The 23,754-nt window shown below is 71.0% G+C and carries 21 protein-coding genes and 1 pseudogene; 10 read left to right on the top strand and 12 right to left on the bottom strand.

What is annotated here, in order from left to right:
• Positions 1-103 precede the first annotated feature (103 nt).
• Entirely contained in the window at positions 104-496 is a 393-nt protein-coding gene (locus ACIPFH_RS19410) for an SgcJ/EcaC family oxidoreductase (protein ID WP_401827891.1), read from the bottom strand.
• Between the two features lie 269 nt (positions 497-765).
• Between ACIPFH_RS19410 and ACIPFH_RS19405 the strand changes: the two genes are divergently transcribed.
• On the top strand, positions 766-2,106 hold the full coding sequence (locus tag ACIPFH_RS19405; protein ID WP_401827889.1) for a hypothetical protein: 1,341 nt from the start codon (positions 766-768) through the stop codon (positions 2,104-2,106).
• A 160-nt stretch (positions 2,107-2,266) separates the two neighbouring features.
• Here ACIPFH_RS19405 and lexA read toward each other — a convergent pair whose 3' ends face one another.
• Positions 2,267-2,938 (bottom strand): transcriptional repressor LexA, encoded by a 672-nt coding sequence (gene lexA / locus ACIPFH_RS19400; protein ID WP_401827887.1) that lies wholly within the window; start codon positions 2,936-2,938, stop codon positions 2,267-2,269.
• Between the two features lie 232 nt (positions 2,939-3,170).
• Between lexA and ACIPFH_RS19395 the strand changes: the two genes are divergently transcribed.
• A complete protein-coding gene (locus ACIPFH_RS19395) occupies positions 3,171-4,019 on the top strand; it encodes an SDR family oxidoreductase (protein WP_401827885.1) in 849 nt (282 codons plus the stop codon).
• Positions 4,020-4,091: 72 nt separating this feature from the next.
• Here the strand turns inward: ACIPFH_RS19395 and ACIPFH_RS19390 are convergent.
• Both ACIPFH_RS19390 and ACIPFH_RS19385 read right to left on the bottom strand, forming a co-directional pair.
• A pseudogene (locus tag ACIPFH_RS19390) lies at positions 4,092-4,415 on the bottom strand (response regulator transcription factor); the annotation flags it as partial.
• 163 nt (positions 4,416-4,578) lie between these two features.
• Positions 4,579-5,514 (bottom strand): LysR family transcriptional regulator, encoded by a 936-nt coding sequence (locus ACIPFH_RS19385; RefSeq protein WP_401827884.1) that lies wholly within the window; start codon positions 5,512-5,514, stop codon positions 4,579-4,581.
• Positions 5,515-5,647: 133 nt separating this feature from the next.
• Between ACIPFH_RS19385 and ACIPFH_RS19380 the strand changes: the two genes are divergently transcribed.
• Positions 5,648-6,943, top strand: a complete 1,296-nt coding sequence (locus ACIPFH_RS19380) for an MFS transporter (protein ID WP_401827883.1) — start codon at positions 5,648-5,650, stop codon at positions 6,941-6,943.
• A 153-nt stretch (positions 6,944-7,096) separates the two neighbouring features.
• Here the strand turns inward: ACIPFH_RS19380 and ACIPFH_RS19375 are convergent, their stop codons facing one another.
• The 3 genes from ACIPFH_RS19375 to ACIPFH_RS19365 form a co-directional block, all read right to left on the bottom strand.
• Positions 7,097-7,753: a hypothetical protein gene (locus ACIPFH_RS19375; protein WP_401827882.1), complete on the bottom strand. Its 657-nt coding sequence runs from the start codon at positions 7,751-7,753 to the stop codon at positions 7,097-7,099.
• Between the two features lie 302 nt (positions 7,754-8,055).
• On the bottom strand, positions 8,056-8,568 hold the full coding sequence (locus tag ACIPFH_RS19370) for a hypothetical protein (RefSeq protein WP_401827880.1): 513 nt from the start codon (positions 8,566-8,568) through the stop codon (positions 8,056-8,058).
• Positions 8,569-9,132: 564 nt separating this feature from the next.
• The gene (locus ACIPFH_RS19365) at positions 9,133-9,429 is read right to left on the bottom strand and encodes a hypothetical protein (RefSeq protein ID WP_356251434.1); all 297 of its coding nucleotides are present in this window, start codon (positions 9,427-9,429) and stop codon (positions 9,133-9,135) included.
• Between the two features lie 1,287 nt (positions 9,430-10,716).
• Between ACIPFH_RS19365 and ACIPFH_RS19360 the strand changes: the two genes are divergently transcribed.
• The 7 genes from ACIPFH_RS19360 to ACIPFH_RS19330 all read left to right on the top strand — a co-directional run bounded on the left by ACIPFH_RS19360 (position 10,717) and on the right by ACIPFH_RS19330 (position 19,028).
• The gene (locus ACIPFH_RS19360; protein WP_401827879.1) at positions 10,717-11,019 is read left to right on the top strand and encodes a hypothetical protein; all 303 of its coding nucleotides are present in this window, start codon (positions 10,717-10,719) and stop codon (positions 11,017-11,019) included.
• Positions 11,003-11,323 (top strand): hypothetical protein, encoded by a 321-nt coding sequence (locus tag ACIPFH_RS19355; protein WP_401827878.1) that lies wholly within the window; start codon positions 11,003-11,005, stop codon positions 11,321-11,323. Before ACIPFH_RS19360 ends, ACIPFH_RS19355 begins: the two co-directional genes overlap by 17 nt.
• Entirely contained in the window at positions 11,320-12,432 is a 1,113-nt protein-coding gene (locus ACIPFH_RS19350) for a PP2C family protein-serine/threonine phosphatase (protein ID WP_401827876.1), read from the top strand. Before ACIPFH_RS19355 ends, ACIPFH_RS19350 begins: the two co-directional genes overlap by 4 nt.
• 307 nt (positions 12,433-12,739) lie before the next feature.
• The gene (locus ACIPFH_RS19345; RefSeq protein ID WP_401827875.1) at positions 12,740-16,135 is read left to right on the top strand and encodes a hypothetical protein; all 3,396 of its coding nucleotides are present in this window, start codon (positions 12,740-12,742) and stop codon (positions 16,133-16,135) included.
• Positions 16,136-16,333: 198 nt separating this feature from the next.
• Positions 16,334-17,497, top strand: a complete 1,164-nt coding sequence (locus ACIPFH_RS19340) for a hypothetical protein (RefSeq protein WP_401827874.1) — start codon at positions 16,334-16,336, stop codon at positions 17,495-17,497.
• A 288-nt stretch (positions 17,498-17,785) separates the two neighbouring features.
• Positions 17,786-18,169, top strand: a complete 384-nt coding sequence (locus ACIPFH_RS19335; RefSeq protein WP_401827873.1) for a hypothetical protein — start codon at positions 17,786-17,788, stop codon at positions 18,167-18,169.
• A gap of 436 nt (positions 18,170-18,605) precedes the next feature.
• On the top strand, positions 18,606-19,028 hold the full coding sequence (locus tag ACIPFH_RS19330) for an STAS domain-containing protein (RefSeq protein ID WP_401827871.1): 423 nt from the start codon (positions 18,606-18,608) through the stop codon (positions 19,026-19,028).
• Positions 19,029-19,397: 369 nt separating this feature from the next.
• On the opposite strand, the gene ACIPFH_RS19325 is transcribed toward ACIPFH_RS19330, so the two are convergent.
• From ACIPFH_RS19325 to paaC, 5 genes are all read right to left on the bottom strand, one after another.
• Positions 19,398-20,042, bottom strand: coding sequence for a dihydrofolate reductase family protein (locus tag ACIPFH_RS19325; protein WP_401827870.1), 645 nt, complete (start codon positions 20,040-20,042; stop codon positions 19,398-19,400).
• Between the two features lie 242 nt (positions 20,043-20,284).
• Positions 20,285-21,025: a VOC family protein gene (locus tag ACIPFH_RS19320; RefSeq protein WP_401827868.1), complete on the bottom strand. Its 741-nt coding sequence runs from the start codon at positions 21,023-21,025 to the stop codon at positions 20,285-20,287.
• A gap of 194 nt (positions 21,026-21,219) precedes the next feature.
• On the bottom strand, positions 21,220-22,347 hold the full coding sequence (paaE, locus tag ACIPFH_RS19315; protein WP_401827867.1) for a 1,2-phenylacetyl-CoA epoxidase subunit PaaE: 1,128 nt from the start codon (positions 22,345-22,347) through the stop codon (positions 21,220-21,222).
• A complete protein-coding gene (paaD, locus tag ACIPFH_RS19310; RefSeq protein WP_401827865.1) occupies positions 22,347-22,889 on the bottom strand; it encodes a 1,2-phenylacetyl-CoA epoxidase subunit PaaD in 543 nt (180 codons plus the stop codon). Before paaD ends, paaE begins: the two co-directional genes overlap by 1 nt.
• Positions 22,883-23,749 (bottom strand): 1,2-phenylacetyl-CoA epoxidase subunit PaaC, encoded by an 867-nt coding sequence (gene paaC / locus ACIPFH_RS19305; RefSeq protein WP_401827864.1) that lies wholly within the window; start codon positions 23,747-23,749, stop codon positions 22,883-22,885. The genes paaD and paaC overlap by 7 nt, the downstream gene beginning before the upstream one ends.
• Between the last annotated feature and the right edge of the window lie 5 nt (positions 23,750-23,754).

Here is a 23,754-nt window from a genome sequence, read left to right as displayed (position 1 = left end):
CGAGGGTTCATCGAGCAGAGGAACCTGACACCGGAGACCTCGCGGCCGCCCCGGCGGTGACGACGCGGGCTGACCTGACCGATGAACAGTGGGCGCGTTGGGTCTATTCGACCCGCACTTCGGTGTTCTGGCCTGTATGCAGCAGCCACCTTCCGTCATCCTGCTTCGTCATGACGTAGAGCGGAGTGCCTTCTGTGTCGCCTTCCGGCGAGTGGTAGATCTGCCGAACCTTGACGGCCGCCACGTCGGGCCGCAGGAATTGCGTGTGCACCGCTTCGTAGGTGACCTCACCGTCGAGGTCTGCCGCCGGCAGCACGGCCCGGGTGAACTCGGCGATCGCGTCGAAGCCGATGAGGACCTTGCCGTGGCCGGTCGTCCAGAGGGCGTCGGGATGGAAGAGTGCGAGGAAACCTTCGACGTCCTTGGCGCGTTGAGCGCGCTCGACAGCGATGACGATCTGTTCGATGGCCTTGATATCTGCGGCTTCGGTGTCCATACAGATCACTCTGGGACCTCAAGCAAACTTCAGGTCAAGGCTCAGCCTGGGAGATCGTGCGGATCATGTGGGGGTGAGCCATACCGGCCGGCGCATCAAGTCGTCCGGTTCCCACTCGAAGCGTGGCCATACGGGCGCGTGCGAGATCGGATCGGTGTCGCTCGTCGGCCGTAATGCCGTGGCCGAGGCTGCAGGACACATGACAGGATCGGCCGCATGACTGAGTTCTCCGTGTGGAAGGGCGGCCACCGCCCCGTCCGGTGAGGTGGTTGGACGAGGCCGTGGCCCTCGGCACCGCCACCACGCCGGCCCATCGTTCCCGTACCGCGATATTCGACGCGGTAGGCGCCGACCGCACCGGTCCGGTCGCCGTCCGGTTGCTGCGACTCGCCCACTCCGACGATCCGTTCGTGCGTCGTGAGGTCATGGCCCTCCTCCGGAGCCTCTCCTCGGACGGGTCCTGGCCCGCGGCCGCAGAGGCGGCCCTGGCCCGGCTCAGTGACGCCGACGAGCAGGTGCGCCGCCGAGCCGCGCGGCTCCTCGTCCATGCGGGGGGCCGGGATGTCGCGATCCGGTCCCTCCAGGAACTCACCGACCCCGTGGTGCGTACCGTCCTCGCCGACTCGCTCGGGGCCTCCGTAGCGCACCTGCGAACCGACCCATTGGCGTCCGTCCGCTTCCTCGCCCACCTCGAGACCCTGCGGGCCGCCCCTCCCCTGGACTGGCCCGCCCTCGACGAGGCGCTGCTCGCAGACGGCCGGGAGGCCGCACGTCACCTGGAAAGAGCCGGACGACGCTGGGGGTGGGTGCTGTACCGGCTGGAGCGCGAGCGCCACACCTACACCCTCGCAACGCGCCTCCTCGCCGATCCCGCCACGCGCGACATCGGCGCCGAGGTCGCCCGCGAGGCCTGTCACCACTGGAGGGCAGCCGCGGTCGAGCTCTTGCCCCCGCTCGTCCGTCACTGCGGGCAAGCGGTCAGTCCGGCCGTGGCGAAGGCTCTCACCACAGCCTCGATCTCGGAGGCGGCCATGCGAGCGCACGGCGCTCTGGCCGCCACGGTCCCCTTCCCTGCGTATCCCAAGTCCCATCGGGCTTGCGGCAGCCCGCCGCCGGCGTACGACAGCCCCTCCGCCGCCGCGCTCCTCGCGGCCCTGCCCTTGGGCATCGGACGGCTCTCGCACGCCCCGGAGATCTTCGGGGCCCTGCTGGACGCGGGCCCGCTGACCTTCCGACAGGCCGCCCAGTTGTACAACCTCACCTTCCGGAGGCCTGGTCGCACGCAGGCCGTGTGCGCGCAACTGTGGCTCCGACACGCGGGCCCTGCCGCCCTCCCCCGGCTCCTCGCTCTCATGACCCCGCACCTGGGTGAGTACACGGTCGGTGAGCACTACCTGGAGGGCCTCGCACGGATGGGCCGTCAGGCGTTGCCGGCGCTGCCTGCCGTGACAGCCCTGATCGACCGACCCACCCGCCTTCCGGTCAACGATTCCACCCAGGATGCCGAGACGATGATTGACGAGCGCCTGCTGGCAGCAGCGCTCGACGCCCGCCGCGCGATCCTCACGGACCCCTCTCCGCGACCATCAGCCCATGGCTGCCGCAGCTGATGACCTTTGGCGAGATCAACCAGAAGCTCCGGCTCGTCGCCCCGGCGGGACCGGTGGCCGAGTTCTTGCGAGGGGCAGCGGCTTCCCGTCGGCGCACCGGTCGAGCAGCTCGCGGGCAGCCGGGTGGCGTCGTGCGTCTTCCTGCGGTCAGTCGTGGCGCCTAGAGCAGGCGCAGGACGCCGACGACCTTCCCGAGGATCTGCGCCTGGTCGCCGCGGATCGGCTCGTAGGCCGGGTTGCGGGGCATGAGCCACACCTGCCCGTCCTGCCGGCGCAACACCTTGACGGTGGCCTCGTCGCCCAGGAGCGCGGCGACGACATCGCCGTGGTCTGCGCTGTCCTGACGCCGCACGGTCACGATGTCGCCGTCGCAGATCGCTGCGTCGATCATGGAATCGCCGGATACCGTCAAAGCGAACAGATCGCCATCGCCCACGACCTGGCGGGGCAGGGAGTAGACGTCCTCGACCATCTCCTCGGCGAGCAGCGGGGCACCGGCGGCGATCCGCCCGACGAGCGGCACGTCCACCCGCATCTCGCTCCTGTCGGCTCCGTCGGGTGCCCATGGGGGCCGGACCCGGTAGGCGCGAGGACGATGCGGGTCACGGTAGAGAACGCCCTTGCGCTCGAGGGCCATCAGCTGGTGGGCGACCGAGGACGTGCTGGCGAGCTGCACGGCCTGACCGATCTCCCGCATCGACGGCGGGTAACCCTGCCGGTCGACCGACTCCGTGATGAAGCGGACGATGGCCGACTGGCGGCTCGTCAGTTCCCCGACCGCAGCCCGAGGACCTGGGGGACGGCCCCGGCGCGGGGACGCGTTGCTTTCCATTCCGGGGCACCTCCATACAAGATCGTTCGGAATGACCCTAACCCGCCATGACCCCTAAATGGAACACCTTGTCGAATATCTCGAGTGCAAGAGGCCGGCTGGACTCGCCCCCGAACGGGGAACGCGGCCTGGCGCCACCGGCGTACTCCGTTTCGAGAGGTGAATTCGAGTTCTGGACCGGCTTCCGTGCAGCGCCCTGCCAACGGTCGGACGGCGCTATACGCTCCCGGGCATGAGACTGCGGAACTCCCGCCCACTGGACGTCAGTTCGTCACACGTGATCGTCACGGGCGGGTCGAGCGGCATCGGCCTGGCCACGGCCCGGCTGTTCGCCGGGCGCGGGGCGAAGGTGTCGCTGATCGCGCGCGGACGGGAGCGCCTTGAGGAGGCCGCGCGGGAGCTGTCGGCCACCGCGCGGGTGGCCGACGTCTCCGACCAGGCAGCGCTCACGCGCGCCATCGCCGAACTGGAGAAAGAACGGGGCCGGCCCGGCGACATTCTGATCGCCTCGGCGGGCCTCGCTCGCCCCGGGCATTTCCTGGAACTGCCGGACGAGGTTTTCCGGCAGATGATGGAGGTCGACTACTTCGGCACGCTGTACGCGATCCGGGCCGTGGCCCCCGGCATGGTGGAGCGCGGGCACGGCAGCGTGGTCGCGGTCTCGTCCGCAGCCGGACTGATCGGGATATTCGGTTACAGCGCGTACGGTCCGGCCAAGTTCGCTGTACGCGGACTGATGGAGTCGGTGCGGGCCGAGCTCACGCCGCACGGAGTGCACGTCGGTGTCGTCTTTCCGCCGGACGTGGACACGTCGCAGCTCGCTGAGGAGAACCGGTGGAAGCCCGAGGAGACCCGCGTGGTCGGCGGGACGATCAAGCCGCTCACGGCGGACAAGGTCGCGGCGGCTGTCCTGGACGGCATCGAGCGGCGGCTTTTCACGATCTGTCCGGACGCGGGCACCCGGGCCTTGGCTCGGTTCGGCAGCGTTCTCCTGCCGTTGCTCAACCGTGAGTTCGACCGAAGGGTCAGAGGAGTACGCAGGTCGGGGTCGACAGCGGGTCTCCGATCCGCCGACAGGTGACCGTGCGCTGAGAGCCGGCGGTCGTGTTCCGTGGTCCAGCGACAGTCGACACGGACTGGTTCGTTGCTACGGCCTTTCCGCGCCCCGCATTCGGCTCGGCGGCACCGTCGCACTCAGCAGCCCGGGCTCGTACGCGAGGACGACAGCCGCGCCGGCGGCCAGGGCGTCGTAGACGACCTGGTCGAGGTCGAAGGTGGTCAGGATGATCACCCTCGGTTCGCCGGAGGCGCCGCTGAGGATGCGACGGGTGGCTTCGAGGCCGTCCAGCTGCGGCATGCGGATGTCCATCAGGACGACGTCGGGCCGGGTACGCCGGACCGCCGCGACGGCTTCCTCGCCGTCACCCGCCTCGGCGACCACAGGGCTCGGGCGAGCGGCACGCCCCCAAGGGGCCAGGGGATCGGTCGTCCTCCAGCGCCGCCTGCGCGTCGAAGGGCCCACGGCTGGGTCACGAACGCCCGTCGCAGGACAGCGACTTCGAGCCTCCTGCAGCACTCCGAGCCGCCTGGCCGACCGTGCGGACGACCCCCGTCGCGGGCCATCGGAACCGCCGCGGCGCTCAGCGCGGAATGACCCAGCTCGGCGCCCAGGTCCCGGCGGCGTCGTGGTCGGCCGCTGCGGCGGTGAGGTGGGCGCGGAGGGCGGCCAGCGCCGGGTGGGGGTTGTCGCGGTGCCAGAGGAGCGAGTGCGGGTAGACGGGCGTCGGATCGGTCACCGGGATGCGGCGCAGGCCGTGGCCGGCGGGCCATACGAGGCGGGTCTGCCCGCCCATGAACGTGGCCAGGGCAGGGGTGTCGGCGATGGTGTCGAGGAGCGCGTCGGAGCCGAAGTTGGGGCCGGTCGCCTCGATGGTGAGGCCGAACTCGGCAACGAGGTCCTCGTAGTAGGCGGCCCACTCGGTACCGGGGACGATCCCGGGCATCCAGATCCGATGCCCGGCGAGCTGGGCGACGGTCACCGACCGGGCGCCGGCCAGCGCGTGGGCCGGGCCGGTGAGGAGCTCGAGCGGCTCGTCGAGCACCCGGACGGACTCGATGTCCTCGGGTAGTGGCCGGCCGGGCACGGCGACGGCGCGGAAGGACGCGTCGACAGCACCGGACCGAATGGCGGCGACGGCCGTCTCGATCTCGAACAGCATCACCACGTCGAGCTCGATGTCGGGGTGTGCCCGGTGGAAGCCACGCATCAGGCCCGACTGCGCGCTGCGCGAGGCGATCACGTCGACGCGCAGCGGACGGCGGCCGGTGCGCACGGACGCGACCGCGCGCTCGGCGACGTGCAGCAGCTCGCGCGCGTGGGGCAGGAACGCCTGCCCGTCGATGGTGAGTTCGGCGCCGCGCGGGGTGCGGGTGAACAGCCGCACCCCGAGATTGCGCTCGAGCGCGGCGATGCGCTTGGAGACGGCCTGCTGGGTGACCGCGAGCTCGGCGGCGGCCTCCTGGAACTGGCCCGCGTCGGCGGCGGCGACGAAGGTCCGGACAGTGTCGAGGTCCATGCCGGCAGTCTAGGGACACAACCGTTGGTTGTGGCCGATGGCGCTGCCGTTGTTTGATTCCCGGGGATCGCGCTCGCTTTGATGCTTCCGATCGCGGATCGGTTGTACGGATGAGTGATGAGGGGCATCGGGCATGGGGAGCGGGAACCGGCTGGGACATCTGCTCGGACATCGGCTGGGGCGGCGGTTCGGGTGGCTCTGGGGAGCGTACGGGACCAGCGCGCTCGGCACGTGGCTCGCCTTCGGCGCGTTCCCGCTGATCGCCATCCAGGTGCTGCACTCCGGACCGGCCGAAGTCGCCGCGCTCGCCTCCGTGGGAGCTGCGGTGGGCGCGGCCGTGGCGGTTCCGCTCGGCCCGTGGGTCGAATTCCGCCGCAAGCGGCCGGTGCTGATCGCGATGGACCTGGCGCGGTTCACGGCGCTGCTGACGATCCCCACCGCTTTCGCGCTCGGCGTGCTCACCTTCCTTCAGCTCCTGCTGGTCTCGGTCGTCGTCGCGGCGGCCGACATCACGTTCCGCGCCGCCTCCGGCGCGTACCTGAAGACACTGCTGCCGGCCGAGGACCTGCTCGTCGCCAACGCCCGGTTCGAGTCGACGGCCTGGACGACCACGATCATCGGACCGCCGCTGGGCGGGGCGGCGATCGGGCTCCTGGGCCCGGTGGCGACCGTGGTGGCCGACGCGGTCAGCTACCTTCTCTCCGCCCTCGGTATCCGCGCGATGGGCGGGCACGAGCCGCTGCCCGAGCCCCGGGAGGCCGCGCGCATGCGGGCCGGGGACCTGCTCGACGGTTGGCGGTACATCCTCTCCGACGCGACGCTGCGCCCGCTGTTCTTCAACACGGCCTTGTTCAACGGCCTGGTGATGGCCGCCCAACCGCTGCTGGCCGTCCTGATGCTCGGCCGACTCGGGTTCGCACCGTGGCAGTACGGCCTCGCCTTCGCCGCACCCTCGATCGGCGGGCTGCTCGGTTCGCGGCTGGCCCGGCCGCTCGTCACCCGGTTCGGGCAGCACAAGGTCCTGATCGTGTTCGGGACGCTGCGCGCGATCTGGCCCGTCGGCCTGGCCTTCCTGGGGGCGGGCACCGGAGGGCTGCTGCTGGTGATGGGCGTCGAGCTCGGCCTCATCTTCTGCTGCGGGGTCTTCAACCCCGTCTACGCCACCTATCGCCTCGAGCGCACCGCGAGCGACCGGGTCGCCCGCACGCTGTCCGCCTGGGCCGTGACGACCAAGGTCTCTACGGCGCTCCTGACGGCCGTCTGGGGCGTGTCGGGCGCTCTGCTCGGCCCGCGTACGGCCATCGGTCTGGCCGGCGTGCTGCTGCTGGCGACCCCTCTCCTGCTCCCCCGCCGCGCGACGGTACTTCCCTCCGAGCCGAAGTCGGAGCCGAAGTCGGAGCCGAAGTCGGCACCGCACCGCATTTCTTGACGGTCCGTCACGACTGTCGTTCCGACCGTGCCGTGCCGCTCTTCCGCCGATCGGCTCACCCCTCTCACAGCTCGGAGATCAGCGCGACGGCCGCCGATGCCGTGGCCGGTACCGGGCCGCGGGGCGTCAGCCACCACCTGCTCGGCCGCACCCTCAGCCCGAGACGACATCGAAGCTCACAGTCTCGTTCCCCGCCTGATGCCAGTCGGTGGTGACGTCCGCTGTCAGGGTGTAGGAGCCGGGCTCGTCCAGGCTGTCCTCGAAGTTGAACAGCGTGATGCTCGGCGGGCGGCATCGCTCACTGGTGACGCGCCGCACCACCTCGGAGCCACGCTTGAGTGTCCACTTGACGTAACACTTCCTGTCCAGTTGGCCGGTGTCGTCATAGACCTCGGTGTCGGCGCCCGGCCTGGCTCCCGCGCGAAACGTATCCGGACCGACCTTTCCGGAGGACCCCATCTTGATTCGGACGGTCAAAGCCTCCGTGTGCTGCGGAGTTTCCGCCTTGGAATCATCGGGAGCGGAGTCCTCAGCCGCCGAGGTGGCAGGATCCGGCGCCGGGTCCGGCGCCGTTGGCTCCTCGTCCAGAGACTGTGCAACCGGTTCGGACGGGACCGGTGTCTCCGCGGGGTCACTGCTGGGCCATTCCGTGGGGCTCGGGGTCGCGGAGGCCGGCCCCGAGGCCGACGGCGGAGCGGGGTCGGAAGCAGCCAGATCCTTGATCCCGGCAAGCACGCCGATCACAGCGGCGAGAACGCCGAAGATCACGACGATCGGATGCTCCGCGAGACTTCTCCGCTCACCGCTCAACGTGGTTCCTTCCCGTCGGCCCCCGCCCGTCACGATCGGCCCGACTACGCACGGTGGCGCACTGCTGACCCTAGCGAATCCCGCTCCGTCCCGGAGCCGGTTCAGCTGCTGTGCGGCGGCCCGGCGACGGCTGCACCAGCGCCGAGCGGGCGGGTTCGCCGAGGAGACGTCACGGGGAAGGCCACCCCAGGCGCGTGAGCCCGCGGCCTGGACGGCTCTGGAGCGGCACTGCGGTATCAGTTCGCGCACATGGCACTCACCCCGCCATCAGCACTCCCGCGCCGACACCACGTCGGACCTGTTCAACGAACCTGCGGGTCAGGGCACTCGGGCCCGCACCGCCTCCGCCTCCACCTCCTGACGAACCATCTGCCCGCCGGGGCCAAGACGGCCAGCGTCCCCGCCGCCAGCGGCCAGTGGTGCCAGTGCCAGAGCGGATTCTGCCACCGCCACAGCGGCGCGGAAGCGGCGTCGACGGGGATCACTGCGCGGTCGTTGCCGGGCACGGCGTCGTTCGGACCGTACACGGTGACGGAGCCCTCGGCGCCGGGGATCCGCTCGTCGATGCGCATGTGGAAACCGAGCGTCGTCGAAGACCCCGCCGATGCCGAAAAGTCGCACAGGAAGAAGTAGTTGTCCTTGTCCTGCGGCGGCTGGCAGGAGTATCTCCGGTCGTCGTCGTCCCCCTCGTGGGGAATGGACGTGATCGTGGTCCCGGGTGGCGGTACCACCGCGAAGGATCCGGGGCCTCCGTCGTCGGGGGAACCGGGGCCTCGGTTCGTCACACCGAGCCGGACCACGACGGTGTCCCCCACCCTGGCCCTGACCGTTTCGGTGACAGGAGCGAAGTCCGTCCGCGGAGACGACCGGGACGCACCGGCGAGGAGGGACGCGTCAGGGTGCGCCAAGTCGGCCCCGTGGACCGCGGTGGCAGCCGACACGAGGGCTGTCCCGGGCCGTTGCGGCGGCCGGCCCGGCAGGCCGTCGGGCAGCGGTCCGCCGGTCTCCCTCCGGGTGCCGCCCTTGACGGACGTCGTGGAAACCTCGGCATGCAAGGCGGTCGGATCCCCCGCCGCCGGCTGGGGCTGTGCCCACACCTGCCCCACCGTCGCTCCGAGCGCGGCAAGGCACACGACGGCAGTGCCGATCCGGTGCCGGACAGCACGCTCAGCCATGGGCCCTGATCCATTCCGGTCGCAACCTGACTCACGTCCCCATGCGGCTGCTGTGTCCTGCTGTGACAGCGCACCGCATGCGAGAGGGTACCCAAGCCCGGAAGGCCGCCCGCGCTCCTTCGGCTGCTCCACTGCCTGACTCCTCGGCGAGCCGCCGTGAGGGGCGTCCGTCGCTGTCTCAGAGCATGGCGGGGTCGACTGGCGCTACCGGGTGACCACGTTGAACACCGGGTAGGTCCGCGGTTGTACGTCCGAGAGGCCGAGTTCCCGCAGGATGGGGATCAGGGTCTCGCCGAACTGCCGGAACGCCTCCTCGGACTCCCAGACGTCCACGACGAGCCAGCCGTCTTCGGTGGGGGCGGAGGTGTGCGAGATGAGACCGTCCACCGGCCAGTCGGCGGGGCTCTTGACCGGCCCGGGCCGGCCGGCCACCTTGTCCGCACTCTGCTCGTACTGGGCCTGGGTCATCCCCGGCATCTCGAGAACCACGACGATGGCCATACTGAGTTCCCTTGCGAAGAGGTACAGAGACTTCTGGCCAGTTGATCAGCCTGTCCAGCCGCCCGCACCCGCGCCTGAGCCAGACAGAGCACACAGAGCAGTCGGAACAGCGGCGGCGCCCCCCGCCCACGCGCGCCCGTCGCGTCGGGTGCGAAAATCGCTGTCCGCTACCGCTCGACTTCGTCCCAGTCATCTGCGTTCGGTTGCCGACCGGTGGGTTCGCCCAGCAGGGCCTGCAACTCATCCAACGAGGTCATGCCTGCTCCAGGACTGGTCAGCGGAGTTCACGGACAACCTAGCCGCTCATTCGCCTACTGAATCGCCCAGTCACCACCGGCCCGGGACTCGCAACTGTTCGGGAACGCGTCTCGACGGCGGCGCGCGAGTCGACCCCCGCTCCGGCGTGCGCGCCTCTGAGCATTCACGGGGACACGCCTTGGCGCCTCAGCGGAGGCCCCGCACGCTCTCCCCAGGCACTGTCGCCGTCGCTAGCGTCCAGACTTCACCAATGCGAGGGGGATGGTGATGAGCCATATGGCCAGGGTGCGGAGCACGCTGACAGGGATCATGGGGGCATCTGTTCTGCTGGCGGGCGCACTTGTCGGGGCGTCGGCAACGCCGGCATCTGCGTTGCCTGCCCGACACTGTGACAACAACCGCGACGAAGCGCGATCCTGGGCTGCGAGCGGGCAGTTCGAAACCCGCGGCACAAAGGAGTGGTACACCTCCCTGTGGGTGTCCGCACCTGGAGGCGGCCTCATCAAGAAGCGATACCGCAACAAGGTGGAACTCCGGTACAACCGTCCATCGCGCTGCGTGTGGGGGCTCTGGAACGGGGCCGACAGGTCACGCGTCTATCTGGACATCAGTCCCAACGGCGGTCGGAGTTGGAACGGCCCGCTCGGACTGTCGAACAATGCGAGCTCGGCCTACACCGGGACGTTCAACGACCGGAACCTCGTCGCCCGCGCATGTGTCCAGGTGAGCGGCGTTTTCCACTGCACCCCGTGGTGGTAGTCGCCGGTGACTCCTCCCCCGGCTGAAGCCGGGGCTTCTCGCCGGGCCGGGCTGGTGCCGCTGCGGACCAGCCCGGCCTGAGGTTGTGCGCGATCGAGCGGGGAGGTGAACAGGGCTGACGGATGCGAGACGGTTGCCGGACGGCACCCTTTCCGAGCGGCAGGAAGGTGATCGGGTACGCGCGACGCGTTCACCCGCCTCTGACTCCTACTCCGGACCCTTCTGGCGGTTCGCGCGACAGCGGCGTCGGTGTCGGCACGGCGTGGAGCGATGACCCCCTGCCCTGTGCTCGTCGTCGACGGCGACTTCGAAGCCCACCCCTCGTCCACCGGTAGCGGGGACGTGGTGTGGTGGCTGGTGGAGAACACCGACCTCCGCCGGGCCGAGAAGGCGCTGCACAGCGAACGCGAGCGAGCCGCCCTGCTGGCGCAGATCTCCAGCGCGCTGTCGTCGTCGTTGAACGTGGACCGGTGCACAAAGGTGACGGCCCGGATGGCCGCTGATCATCTCGCCGACGCGGCGGTCATCGTCCCACAAGGACGAGCTCCTCGCCGAGGTGCTCGCCCACCGTGACGCGACGGAATGGCAGCAGGGCCTGGAAGAAGTGGAAGGCCCGGACCAGCTCGCCCCCTACCTCGGCGGGCTCATGCGCCACCACCAGAAGGCGCCGGAGCTGATGCGCCTGTGGATCGAGCTCGCCGCCGCGGCCGCACGGCCGGATCATCCCGTCCACACCTACTTCGCCGAGCGTTACGAAGGCGGGCGCACCCAGTTCGCCGAGGATCTGCACCACGAGGCCGCCCGCAGCAGCACCGGTGATCGGCGAGTGGCGCACCCATTCGTCACCTGCTTCATACCGATAAGCTATAAATTGTGATCAGGTCAGCACGGCTCCGGCATCGCCACCGTCCCCACGGCGGTCATCGGCAGGCCGTACTGCTGTCACCGGTGCTCGTCACCGTCCTCATCGCCGGCCTGGCCTTCGCCACGCCGAGAGAGATCGCCTTCAGCCGCCTCCTGCCCGCGGCACCCGCCCTCGCAGCCGCCCTGTGGCCCGTGCTCCCGACGATCCTGCTGGGCGCATGCTGCTTCCTGATCATGATCGGCATCAGCTTCGTCCACTCCGATCTGGGAACGCCGTACACGGCTGCCGCGATCGCCGCGGTCACCCTCGCGGCCGCCTATGCGAGCCATCTCCGACTCCAGCGCGAGGAGACGCTCTTCCAGGTCCGACTCGTCGCCGACGCAGCCCAAACGGTCCTGCTGCGCCCGCTGCCGCACCGTATCCAGGGCATCGAGATCGAGTCGCTGTACCGGGCGGCCCAGGAGCAGGCCCGGATCGGTGGCGACTTCTACGAGGCGGCCGACACCCCGTACGGAGTCCGCCTGCTCATCGGCGACGTACGCGGCAAGGGCCTGTCAGCGGTGGGGGCGGCCGCGGCGGTGATCAACTGCTTCAGAGAGAACGCATACGACCAGCCCGACCTGAAGGGCCTCATCCAGCGCCTGCAGATCACCATGACCCGCTACAGCGCCGCGATCCCCGCCGACGATCAGCAAGAGCACTTCGCCACCGCCCTGATCACCGAGATTCCCTACGACAGCGGGCAGGTCAAGGTCCTCAACTGCGGGCATCCGCCACCGGTGTTCGTACAGAGCGGCGAGATCCGCGTTCTTGAGCCCACCCTCCCCTCCACACCCCTCAATCTCTCGGCGCTTCTCGGAGACCACTACCACGTGGACACGGTCGCCTTCGTCCCCGGCGATCAGATGCTGGTCTACACCGACGGCGTAACGGAAACCCGCGACCGCAACGGCGACTTCTTCCCGCTGCCGGACTGGATGCGCCGGCACCGCGCGGCCCCGCCCCGTGAGCTGCTGGACCAGCTTCACAAGGACTTGCTCCGCTACGGCGGCGGACGGCTCGACGACGACATCGCGGCCCTCGCCGTACGCTGCCGGCACATCTCGGCCCAGAAGCCCTAGCCGTTGGCCGACGTCGCCGGGGCCTGCTGGATGACGTCCCCGTACTCGACGGGCTTGCCGTGGTGAACCCGGAACAGATGGCGGAACAACGGCGGCGCTCTCGACAGAGCGCGCCTGCGGATCCTGCGCGACTGCGTCACAGGCTCGGACCAGTTACCGCCGTTGCTCGACGAAGCAGACGACCGGCGCTGCTCTCAGCGCCGGCGTCGGCCGGCCCGGATCGTGTCGGAAACCGATCCGGAACCCACCGGATGAGACGCCGCCATATTCGATCGCATGAACAAATCCCGCCGGGCACAATCGGCCCATGCCGATCAACGCGGAGCAACTGCTCTCCGCCCTCGAACCGCTGCCGTTCCCCGCCCGCCTGACGCTGACGGCGCGGACCGCACGCCGGCTCGCGGATGACGGAATGCTCGCCCCGCTCCTGACCGACCTGGACGGGCGTGGGCCGTACGAGCGGCGGCTCGCGGCGTTGGCGGCCCTCGTGGGACGGGACGCGGGGTACCTCGCCGAGCGGCTGGCCGACTTGGACCCGGTCGTCGCCGGGTACGCGCGGCGCGCCGCACGTGATCTGCCGGTACCGGACCGGGCGATAGCGGCGGCCTACGACGACGCACCGGCCGTGCTGCGGCAGCGGCTGGCCCGTCTGCTCGCCACGGGAGGCCGTACCGCACTCGCCGAGCGGCTGGTGGCGCGACTGCGCTCGGAGTGGGGCGACGCCGAGGCCGCGCGACTGCTGCCGGCCTGCTCCCCCACCTTCGTGGCACGGGAGTTGCCGGAGCTGGCACACGCCGTCGACGGCTGGACGCGGCTGGCGTGCCGGCATCCCGACCCGGTGCTGGACCACGCCGAGCAGACCCTGGCCGACCGGGCCGGCGGACAGCAGCGGGACGACTGGTGGCGCCTCAACGCCACCACGCTCGCGGCACTCGCGCCGCTGCGCCCCGAGCGGGTGCTCACCCTGCTGGAGCGGCACGGCCCCGGCAGTCTGCCTCCCGCGCTGAGCAACGGACTCGGCCCCCTGGTCACCGCCGACGCCGAACGCGTGATCCGCTGGATCACCTCCCCCGATCGCCGGGAAGAACGCCACGCGCCGATACCGCCGCCCGGAGTACTGCACAGGCTCGTGCGGGCCGAACCCACGTCACTGACCGCGCTGGGCCGTCACTGGCTGAACCGCGGCGGTCACTTCACGGCACTGGTGAAGGCCCTCGCGCCCGGCCGGCGCCCCGCGTTCGTGGACGCGGTCGCCGACGGAGGGACGCGCTCGGACCCGGCGCTGAGCGTCCTCGGCCTGCTGCCGCGCGAGCGCCGCTGGGCGGAAGTCCGGCGTGCCGCCGCCGAGTTCGACGGCACCGACTACTGGTGGGACGACCTGGACACCCTCGCCCACGGCCCGATCGACGAGGCACGTCCCGCGCTGCTCGCCGCCATCGGGCGGTCCGACGCCGACGACCGGGCCAACGCCTGGCCGCTGTTCGTGGCCTGCGCCGCCCGCGACGGCAGCCGGGAGGCGATCACCGACTTGCTGACCACGGCGTGCCGCCGGCTGCGCAACGAGCGGGACCCGGTCCGCGCCGAGGCGCTCGGCGCACTCGCCCAGACGCACCCGCGGGTCTTCGGCTCCGACGACGCCCCGCTGCTGGACGCGCTCGCCGCCGACGCGCTGGAGGCACGGGACAGTTCTGCCGACACGCTGACGGCGCTGCGCATCCTCGCCGTACGTCTGCTCGTCGAGCACGCCACCAACGAGGCCACAGACCTGCGGAGTTGGGCGCTGCGCACCCTGGAGCGCATCACGTACCGCGTCGGCGTACCCGACTTCGGCCCGCTGCACCGCGTCCTGCGACGGGGCCAGGAACACCAGGTGCTCGAAGCCCTCCGCCCCTGGCTCGACGCCGGGGCCGGGCGAGCGGACTTCCGGCTGCTGCTGGGCCTGGCCGCCGCACTGGGACCGCGCGCCCGGCGGCTGCCCGAGCTGCAGGAGAGGCTGGCCACGGCCCTGGAACGCGGCGACGACGAGACGTTCCGGGCTGCGGCCCAACTGTGGCTGGCCGCTCCGGCGACCCGCGACGAACGGGTGGCCAGGATCGTCGCGCTCGAACCGTCGTCGGTCGTCCTCCCGTCCGTACGGCGGGTGCTGACCCGTCGGCGCACGGATCTGCTGGACACCCTGCTCGACGCGTCGTTGCCGTACGGCCGCTTCCTGGTGGACGGGTCCCGCCGCCCGCTGCCGGACCTCGGTGACAGCGACCGCTGGCTGCCGCGTCAGCAGCGGACGGCGGTCCGGCTGGCCGGAGAGGCGGTCGCGGACGGTTCTCTCCCCCTCGACGACCGGGCCGCCCTGATCCGGGCCGCGGCCCCGGTGCCCGAGTTCGGGCGGGCTCTGGCGCTCGCGCACAAGGACGACACGGAGGTGGTCGTCGCCGAGGCCGCGCTCGGCGCGCTGCCCTGGACCGACCGGCCCCACGACACCCTGCCGGCGCTGCTGGAGCAGGCGGGCAGCGACCGGGCCCGGGTTGCCGTGTACGCGGCGTCCCGCGCCGCCCGCTTCACCGCTCCGTCCGAACTGGCCGTCGCTCTGGGCGCGTTGCTGACCGGGGAGCGGCCCGCGAAGGTGACCTCCCGCAAGGAGGCCGTACGACTCGCCGCCTGCTTCCTGCCGCCCCGGCGGGCGGTGTCCCTGCTGGGGGGCACGTTCCACGCTCCCGACCGCCACCCGGACGTGCGGGCCGCCGTCGTGCGCGCGCTGCCGCCGCTGCTCGGTGAACCGGAGGCCTGGCACCTGCTCGACGACGTCGTACGCGACGAAGCCCGGCCCGTACACGAAGCCCTCCTGGCCGTCACCCCCTGGGAGTTGGCCGAAACGCACCGCCGCTCCTACGCCGCGGTCGTCGTCGCGGCGTACGACACGTCCCTCGCGCTCACGGAGGGATTCGGAGGCGGCAATTTCCTGCTGCTCACCATGGGGGTGTGGTGCCGCTACTCACCCGAACTGGCCGCCCGTATCTCTCGTACCGTCTGCGACCTCGGCGAGCGTACACATTGGCGGTTCGCGGGGTGGGTGCTGCGCGATCTGGCCGTGTCCGAGCTGCCGCACCCCGTGGGCGGTGCCGCGCCGGGCAGCGTGTTCCACGGCGCGGTGGCCCAGTTGCTCGCCGCGATGCACACGCCGGAGGGCGGCCATGACGCGCTGGAGGGCCGGGACCTGCCGGCACTGCAGCGGCTCCGGGACCTGACATCGTTCGGCTACGCCGAAGGAGTACGACCCGAGTTGCTCGAAACGGTCGCGGAACAGTTGGCGTCGGAACCCCTGGTGGTAGCCGAACGCGCCCTTTTGCTCGGCCAGTTGGTGGATCACACCGTGGAGCCGGACGCCTTGCTCGAACGGCTGCGGAACCTCGCGGACACTCTCGAGGGCGCCGGGGCGACCGTCGCGGTGCACACGTCCGGCCGGTTGCGGACGTCCTCGGCGTATCACGCTGCTCCGGGGCGCGCCGAGGCCCTGCTGACCGCGGCCGACCGGTTCGCCCGCGACGGCGGCACCGCGACGGGCCTGCTGGCGGCCGCTCTCGTGAAGGGAACGGGCGGCGCACTGGGCTGGCCCGAGGAGTGGCGGTCGCTGCTGCGTCTGCTGCGCGGCCACAAGGACGCCGATGTACGCCACGAGGCGCACAGGACCGTGACGGAGAACGAATGACCGCTCCCCGTCGGGGGGCTGTGCGCACCCACACAATGATCGGGTCTCCAGCCAAGGCTCCGACCGTCGGATACCTGGTCTCGTCCGGCCCTGCCCCATCGCCGTCGGCGGACATCGTCCCCTGTCTCCGCGGAAGGTGTGTGCAACAAGACGCACCCGCCATCGCATTAATACATTGGGGGGAGCGGTTCCTCCGGGATGGGAGAGACCACGGTGACGGTCAAACGCAGGATCGCCGGGCAGTTGGCAGGGGTCGGGGCGATCACGATCCTGATCAGCGGACCCGCCACGGCCGGGACGACAGGTGGCGGGGCCTGGGCTGAGACGTCCACGGGGAAGGTCTCGGTGATGAGCGTGGCTCAGCCGAGCCCGTCAAAGACCTGGGCCGGTGGCGCGACTGTCGAGAACGCCCAGGACGGCACGATCCGGTTCACGCCCGCGATGTACGAGCGCGACCTCGCCCGGGGCGGGATGTGGAAGCAGACGGTGATTCCGGGTGCCGATGCGTGGAACAGCAGAATCAACGACATCGCCACCGCGGCCGACGGCTCGGCGTTCTTCGTCGGTGATCAGGGATCGGACGGCGAAGGCGTCCTGACAGGGCGGTATGTGGCGGGCAGTTGGCAACTGACCCCCGATACGGGTCTGCCTGCCGGAACGGTCGAAGCCAGTCTGCTGTCGGTGAGTTCGGCCTCCGGCCGGGACGCCTGGGCGGTAGGCCAGGGCTACACGCAGGACACGTTCACCCAGATCCCGGTCGTACAGCACTGGGACGGCCGACGGTGGCGGTCCGTGCGGATCCCGGGATCTGCCAACTGGGGCCTGAACCAGGTCAAGGAGGTGGCGCCGAACGACGTCTGGGTGGTCGGCGTGGACTACGACACCGGTCAGTCCGTCGCCGTGCACTGGGACGGGCACCGGTGGACGCGGACGCCCACTCCGGCGTTCCCGGACTCGGCGGTCCTCTTCGACGTCGCGGCCCGCACCCCGACGGACGTGTGGGCGGTGGGATGGTCCCGCGACACCGACAAGCAGCGCCCGGCGGGGCTGGCCCTGCACTGGGACGGCATTTCGTGGAACCAGGTGCCCCTGCCCGCGGGCACCTTCTCGCTTCAGGCCGTGGCCCTGCGGCCGCACGGCGGACTCGCCGTCGTGGGCGGCAACGACGACGCGGCTGTCGGCATGACCTGGACGCCCGCCACGGGCTGGCGGTCGCTCGGCCTGCCCGAGAACGATCCGCAACTTCCCCTCGGCGTCAGCTCTGTGGTGTCCTCCGGCACGCACCTGACCGTTGGCGGCTGGCATTACCTGTCCAGCGACCAGGGCGACTCCTTCGCGAGCGGGGCCATCCTGACCAGGTAGAACGGCCTCGAGTACCTGGGAGTCGTGCGGTAGTCGCGCTCGGTGCGCGAGCGGCCCTTGCCAGACGGGCCGAGTCGGTCGATCAGCCCATCGGCCGACCGGCTGAACACTTGAAGAACGTCGACACGCCGCACGACGCGGCACGCCGCCCTCAACGGGACGGCGTGCCGCGGAACCTCATGTGGTTCCCGCCGCGTTCGAGCACGCTGACCGGCTTCCCGCGCAGCGGTTCCGGCTTGGCGCGCAAGTCCCTGGCGGCGGACCACACGGCGTGAGAAGGTCACGCGGGTGACTGGTGCAACTCGGGAAACGATCTCTGTTCGACCTGACGACCGCAACGCCTCCGTCCTGCGCTTCGCAGTGGAACTCATCGCCTGGGTGGCGACCCCCTGGGCGCTGGCCGGCCACTCGTGGTTGCTTGCGGCCCTGTCCGTGGTGCTCCTGATCGGCCTTCCGACGTGCTTCTCCACCCCGGGTGACAAAGCCGGCGTGATCATCGCGGTGCCGGGCTGGGCCACGATCCTTCTGGTGCTGCTCCAGCTCGCCGCAGCCGTGGCTTCCTCCTGGCTGGCCTGGCCCGCGTGGGCGGCGATCGCCGTGAGCCTGCTGGCTGCCGTCACCCTCGTCACCGAGCGCCGACGCTGGCAGTGGCTGCTCTCCGCGAAACGGTGAGCAAGTCCAGGACGTCGTCAGGGGCTACGGGCTGGGCGAGGGCGAGTACGTCGTCGTCGAGTCCTCCGCCGGCCGAGGCGAACGGCCCACCGCTCGTTGCTCTCGCGTCGTCGCCGACTTGGACGGCCGGTGCTCCGCGCCGGGCAAGGCGAGGGCGGACGCCGTGTGGTGAGGATGCGAGGCATCTCCGACAGGCGCGTGACGCGCACGCTGCGCTGCGCCGCAGCATGCTGTGCGGCGTCCTGCTCGCGCCGCTGACCGCGGTCACCGGCGCGCCGGCCGGCGCCCTGCGGCTCCGGCCACGAAGACCTCCACGTCCTACCGTGAGAACCCTTGGCGCGCCGCTGCCGACTGCCCGCCGTCCGCGGCGTCAAAATGCTGCCAGCGGTGCCGCAGCGGGCGCCGGCAACAGGGCATTGACGGAGGCGGGCGCCAGATGAGAGTTCCTTTCGAGACGGTCATCGAGCGCACGGGCAGCACCATCCTGATCAGTGCGCACGGCGACCTCGACGCCAGTGCCGTCTGCACCCTCCGGCAGGCGCTGGACGGCGTCACCCCCGATACGTCAGTGGCACTGATCGACTTGCACGAAGTGGCGTTCATGGACTCCAGCGGCCTTCTGCTTCTCCTCGACCTGCACCGTCGCGCGGAATGCATGGGCCTGCGCGTCCTGGTCGTCGGCTGGCAGCCACAGCCCAAGCGCCTGATGGCCGCGATCGCCGGGATCCCCGGCCCCGGCTCAGCAGCGGGCGAACGCTTCGCGCTGACGGGCTTCCGCCACCTGATCGAGCAGCGTGCCGAACGCCAACGCGACCTCGCCGCGAAGGCCGAACAACGGCATCCGGCACTGCCGCTGTAGGCGGAGGCACGCCGCACCCCCGCAGCGGGAGCGGTCCCCTCCCCCGCTCATCTCGGCCACCCCCAGGAGACCGTCGAGCCTGTTGGCGCCGTTCGTCCCCGGCGATCCCCCGGAGCGGGTGCCGCCGACCGTCACCGTTGCGGTGCTGGCGGCACTGGCCTGCGCCGCGTTGGCCTGCCGTGGTACTGGCCGCCACCACGGGGGTCGCCTGCGTCTCCATGATCCTCTCGGATGTGCAGGGCGTGTACATCGGTACACCGGTGGTCGCCGCGTACACCGTCGCGGCCCTCCGGCTCACGCGCTCCGACGCCTGATCGGCACGCCCCACGGAACATGATCACCAGGGAACACGAACCACTTCGCAAGCGGTCACTTCCGCCAGAACAGGTGGTGCGTCACCCCGCTCGGGCTGGGAACGACGTCCAGGTGGAACCGGTCGAGCAGCTCATCGGGGGAATCCCAGAGCCGTAGACCGGATCCGAGCCTCACCGGCGAGACCGCCACATGCATGGTGTCGACGAGGTCGGCGTCGAGAAACTGCCGGATGGTGGTGACCCCGCCGCCGAGCCGGACGTCCTTGCCCCGGGCCGCCTCCCGGGCCTGCTCGAGGACGGTGGCAGGGTCGCCGTCGACGAAGTGGAACGTGGTGTCGGAAAGCGTGAGGGAAGGACGCTTGTGGTGGGTCAGGACGAATACCGGGGTGTGGAACGGGGGTTCGTCACCCCACCAGCCCTGCCACTCGTGGTCGGGCCAGGGTCCGCGCTGGGGTCCGAACTTGTTGCGGCCCATGATCTCGGCGCCGATGTTCCGTGCGTAGTCCCGCGTGAGGTAGTCGTCCAGGCCCCGGCTCCCCCCGGGGCCGGTGCGCATGGGCCAACTCGCCGTGGCGCCGGCCCACGCGAACAGCCTGCCGGGGTCGACATGACCGAACGGCCTCTCGAGGGTCTGGTCCTCACCGGCGCCGATTCCGTCACTCGAGACGCTGAAGTTCTGGACTCTCAGTAGCTGAGCCACGTGTTCCTCCTGTGCTGGGGCGACAACGGTGGTGAGACTCGCCCGGCCGGGAAAACTCATCGCCGCGTGCGTGGACGGTCGGACAATGGGCTGCCTGGAGGCGATGAGGACCGACAGTAGTTCGTCGCCCCGTCGTTCGGCGGCCAAGCGGTTCGGTGCGGCGACGTCGTCGAGCTCGGCGATGTCCGCCGCGCGAAGCCGAGCGAGCGTGGCCGGTGCGCCGGGCCCACGAGGACTCCGCGTCAGGACGGGGCGAGGACGCAGAACTCGTGGCCCTCCGGGTCGGCCAGGCACGTCCACGGGACGTCGCCCTGGCCGAGGTCGAGGTCGGTGGCGCCGAGAGCCCGCAGCCGGGCCACCTCCGCTGCCTTGTCGTCACCGGGGTACGGCAGCAGGTCAAGATGGACGCGGTCCGGCACGGTCTTCACGCCGGAGGTGCGGATGAACTCGAGATACGGGCCGACACCCTTGGCGGAGCGCAACACCGCCTGATCGTCAGTGACCTCATGCAGGGTCCAGTCCGTCGCCTCACCCCAGAACCGGGCCATGGCCCGCGGATCCGCGCAGTCGACCACCACCGCGGCGATCGGCCCGGTGTCCCGGTAGATCTCCCGAGGCTCCAGCACGCAGAACTCGTTGCCCTCGGGGTCGGCGAGGACCGTCCACGGCACTTCGCCCTGGCCCACGTGGGCGCGCGTCGCGCCGAGAGCCCGGAGGCGCGCGACCAACTGCGCCTGATGGGCCGTTGAGGTGGTGGCGAGATCGAGGTGCACACGGTTCTTGGCCGTCGTCTTGGGTTCCGGAACTCCGACGACGTCGACGCAGACGGCGACCGGGTCCGGCCAGACGAGGCCGCCGACGGGTCCGACGTAGGTGGTCACTCCGGGGCTGTAAGCGCTCCAGCCGAGCGCCTCCGCCCAGAACCGGCCGACCGCCGAGTCATCAAGAGCCTTGATGTTCACCTGAACAGGTCGCAGTGCCATACCGGCGATTTTAGGCGCCGGCTCTGCACCGACATCCGCAGGCGCCGGCGCCGAACATGGGTGAGGAACGACCGGCTCCACCACGCCGTCCACCTCTGCTGGGGAAGAGCGCCGGCCACCTGGAACCGGCCCGCGGGCTCGCGACGCACCGGCGCGGCGTCCGGCCGGCGCTCCGGCCCGTCCGCCGTCGCACCTCAGCTGTCGAAGTCGACGGTGAGTGTGTCGGAGGCCGCGAAGGTCTGGCAGGTGAGGACGTATCCGGCGGACACCTCGGCGGGTTCCAGCGCGTAGTTGCGGCGCATGTCGGCCTGGCCATGGGTGACCAGGGCGCGGCAGGTGCCGCAGACACCGCCCTTGCACGCGAACGGCAGGTCTGGGCGGGCCTGCTGAGCACTGTCGAGGACGGTGCGGTCGCGCGGGGCGGAGAAGGCGGTGGCCCGGCCGTCGAGGACCACGGTGATCTCGCTCTCCGGGCCGCCGCCGTCCGCGCCGTCCGCGCCGTCACGATCAACTGCCGACGGCGGGGCGGGCGGCTCCTCGTCCGCGTGGAACAGTTCCTGGTGGACACGGTCGGCCGGGACGCCGAGGCCGGAGAGGAGCGCGCAGGCGTCGCGAACCATGCCGTGCGGACCGCACAGCCACCAGTGGTCGACCTCACGGATGTCGACGAGGGCGCCGAGCAGCGTGGTGACCCGGTCGGCGTCGAGGCGGCCGGAGAGCAGTTGGGATTCGCGCGGCTCGCGGGACAGCACGTGGGCGAGCTGGAGGCGGGCCGGGTATTGGTCCTTGAGGTCGGCGAGTTCGTCCGCGAACATCACGGTTCCGGTGCGCCGGTTGCCGTACAGCAGCGTGATGCGTGAGGCCGCGTCCGCGCCGAGTACGGAGGCGGCTATGGACAGCATGGGCGTGATGCCGGATCCGGCGGCGATGAGCACATGGTGGCCGAGGTGACCGGCATCGCTGAGATCGGGAGTGAAGGCGCCGACCGGGCCCATGACCTGAAGGGTGTCGCCGGGGCGCACACCGTGGACGAGCCAGGAGGAGAACAACCCGCCCGGCACGACGCGCACGCCGATGCGGGGCGGTGTGCCGGACGGTGAGCAGATCGAGTACGAACGGCGCTCGTCACGGCCGTCGATCTCCCGGCGAAGGGTGAGGCATTGGCCGGGGAGGAAGGCGAACTCGTCGGCCAGGCGGTCGGGAATGTCGAGGGTGACGGCGGCGGCGTCGGGGCACAGCGGCTCCACGGCAGCCACGCGCAGAGCGTGGAAAGCCGGACGGCGGCGGGCCCGTGGGGCAGCGGGGGGCGCATGGTCGGTCATCAGAGGTCCTTGACGTGCGGGAAGGGTTCCAGGCAGGCACGGCAGCGCCGAAGAGCGGTGCAGGTGGTGGCGGCGAAGCGCGAGAGCTCCTCGGTGTCGAGGGACGCGCAGCGCGGGCAGGGCACGGCGGCCGCGCCAGGGGTCAGGGACAGCCAGATCCGGCCCGGCGCGGAGTCGCCGGGTCGCCGCGCACCGGGCGGCGCGATGCCGTGTTCCACCAGCTTGCGGCGGCCCTCGGCGGTGATCCAGTCGGTGGTCCAGGGCGGGTCGAGCACCGTGACCACCCGCACGTCGGGAAAACCGGCGGCGCGCAGCCTGGTGGCGACCTCGGCGCGCATCTCCGCCATGGCGGGGCAGCCCGAGTACGTCGGGGTGAGCCGCACGACGACGGTTCCGTCCTGTTCCGCCTCGATGCCGCGGAGCACCCCGAGGTCGGAGAGCGTCAGCATCGGCAGTTCGGGATCCGGGACGCCGGCGGCGATGTCCCGGGCGTGTTCCGCCCGTCCCCCGCGCTGCTCCGCTCGCTCCGACGCGGTCACCATGTCGCGTCCGGGTGGGCGCGGGCGACGCTCTGCAGTTCGGTGAGCAGGGGCGCCAGATGCTCGGTGTGGTCTCCGTCCCGGCCGGAGCCCGGGACGCGGGACGCGAACATGTCGTCGCGCGGCACCGCGCCGGACCGGTGCAGTCCGGCCCGGGCGAGCACGTCGGACAGTTCGCGTCGGGTCCGGTCGGCGACGGTGGCCGGGTCCGCGCCGAGGCGTACCGCGGTGCGGTCGGTCATCAGTTCGTCCAGCCAGGGGGCGATGTCGCCCAGGGCGGCTTCGAGGCGGGCCCGCGACTCGCTGGTGCCGTCACCGAGACGCACGGTCCACCCGGCGGCGTAATGGCCGTGGTAGGCCAGTTCCTTGACGCTCTTCGCGGCGATGGCGGCCAGCACCGGGTCGGGCGCGGCGGTCAGTGCCTCGCACAGGGCCAGCCTCCAGGCGGACATCACCAGCAGGCGGGTGACGGTGAACGCGAAGTCACCGCACGGCAGTTCGGCAAGTCGTACGTTGCGGAAGTCGTCCGGGTCGCGGAAGTAGGCGTACGCGTCCTCGCCTCGGCCGGTGCCGTCGGCCTGGCCGGCTCTGGCGTACAGCAGACGGGCCTGGCCGAGCAGGTCCAGTCCGATGTTGGCCAGGGCCAGCTCCTCCTCCAGCTCCGGGGCGCGGGTACACCACTCGGCGAGCCGCTGGGCGGACACCAGGGCGTCGTCGCCCAGCGCCAGACAACAGGCGACCATGTCCGCGGCGTCGACACCGTCGGGTACCGCCTGGTCGACTCCGTGCAGCGGGTCGGTGAAGCCCGTACCGAATGCCCATCGAGCGTTGTCGGCGTCGACGTACAGGTCCTCGTCACTCATGCGCT

It is taken from the genome of Streptomyces sp. NPDC088157 (genome assembly GCF_044741545.1).
Classification (GTDB): Bacteria; Actinomycetota; Actinomycetes; order Streptomycetales; family Streptomycetaceae; genus Streptomyces.
This window is presented reverse-complemented; position numbering and strand designations above follow the sequence as displayed.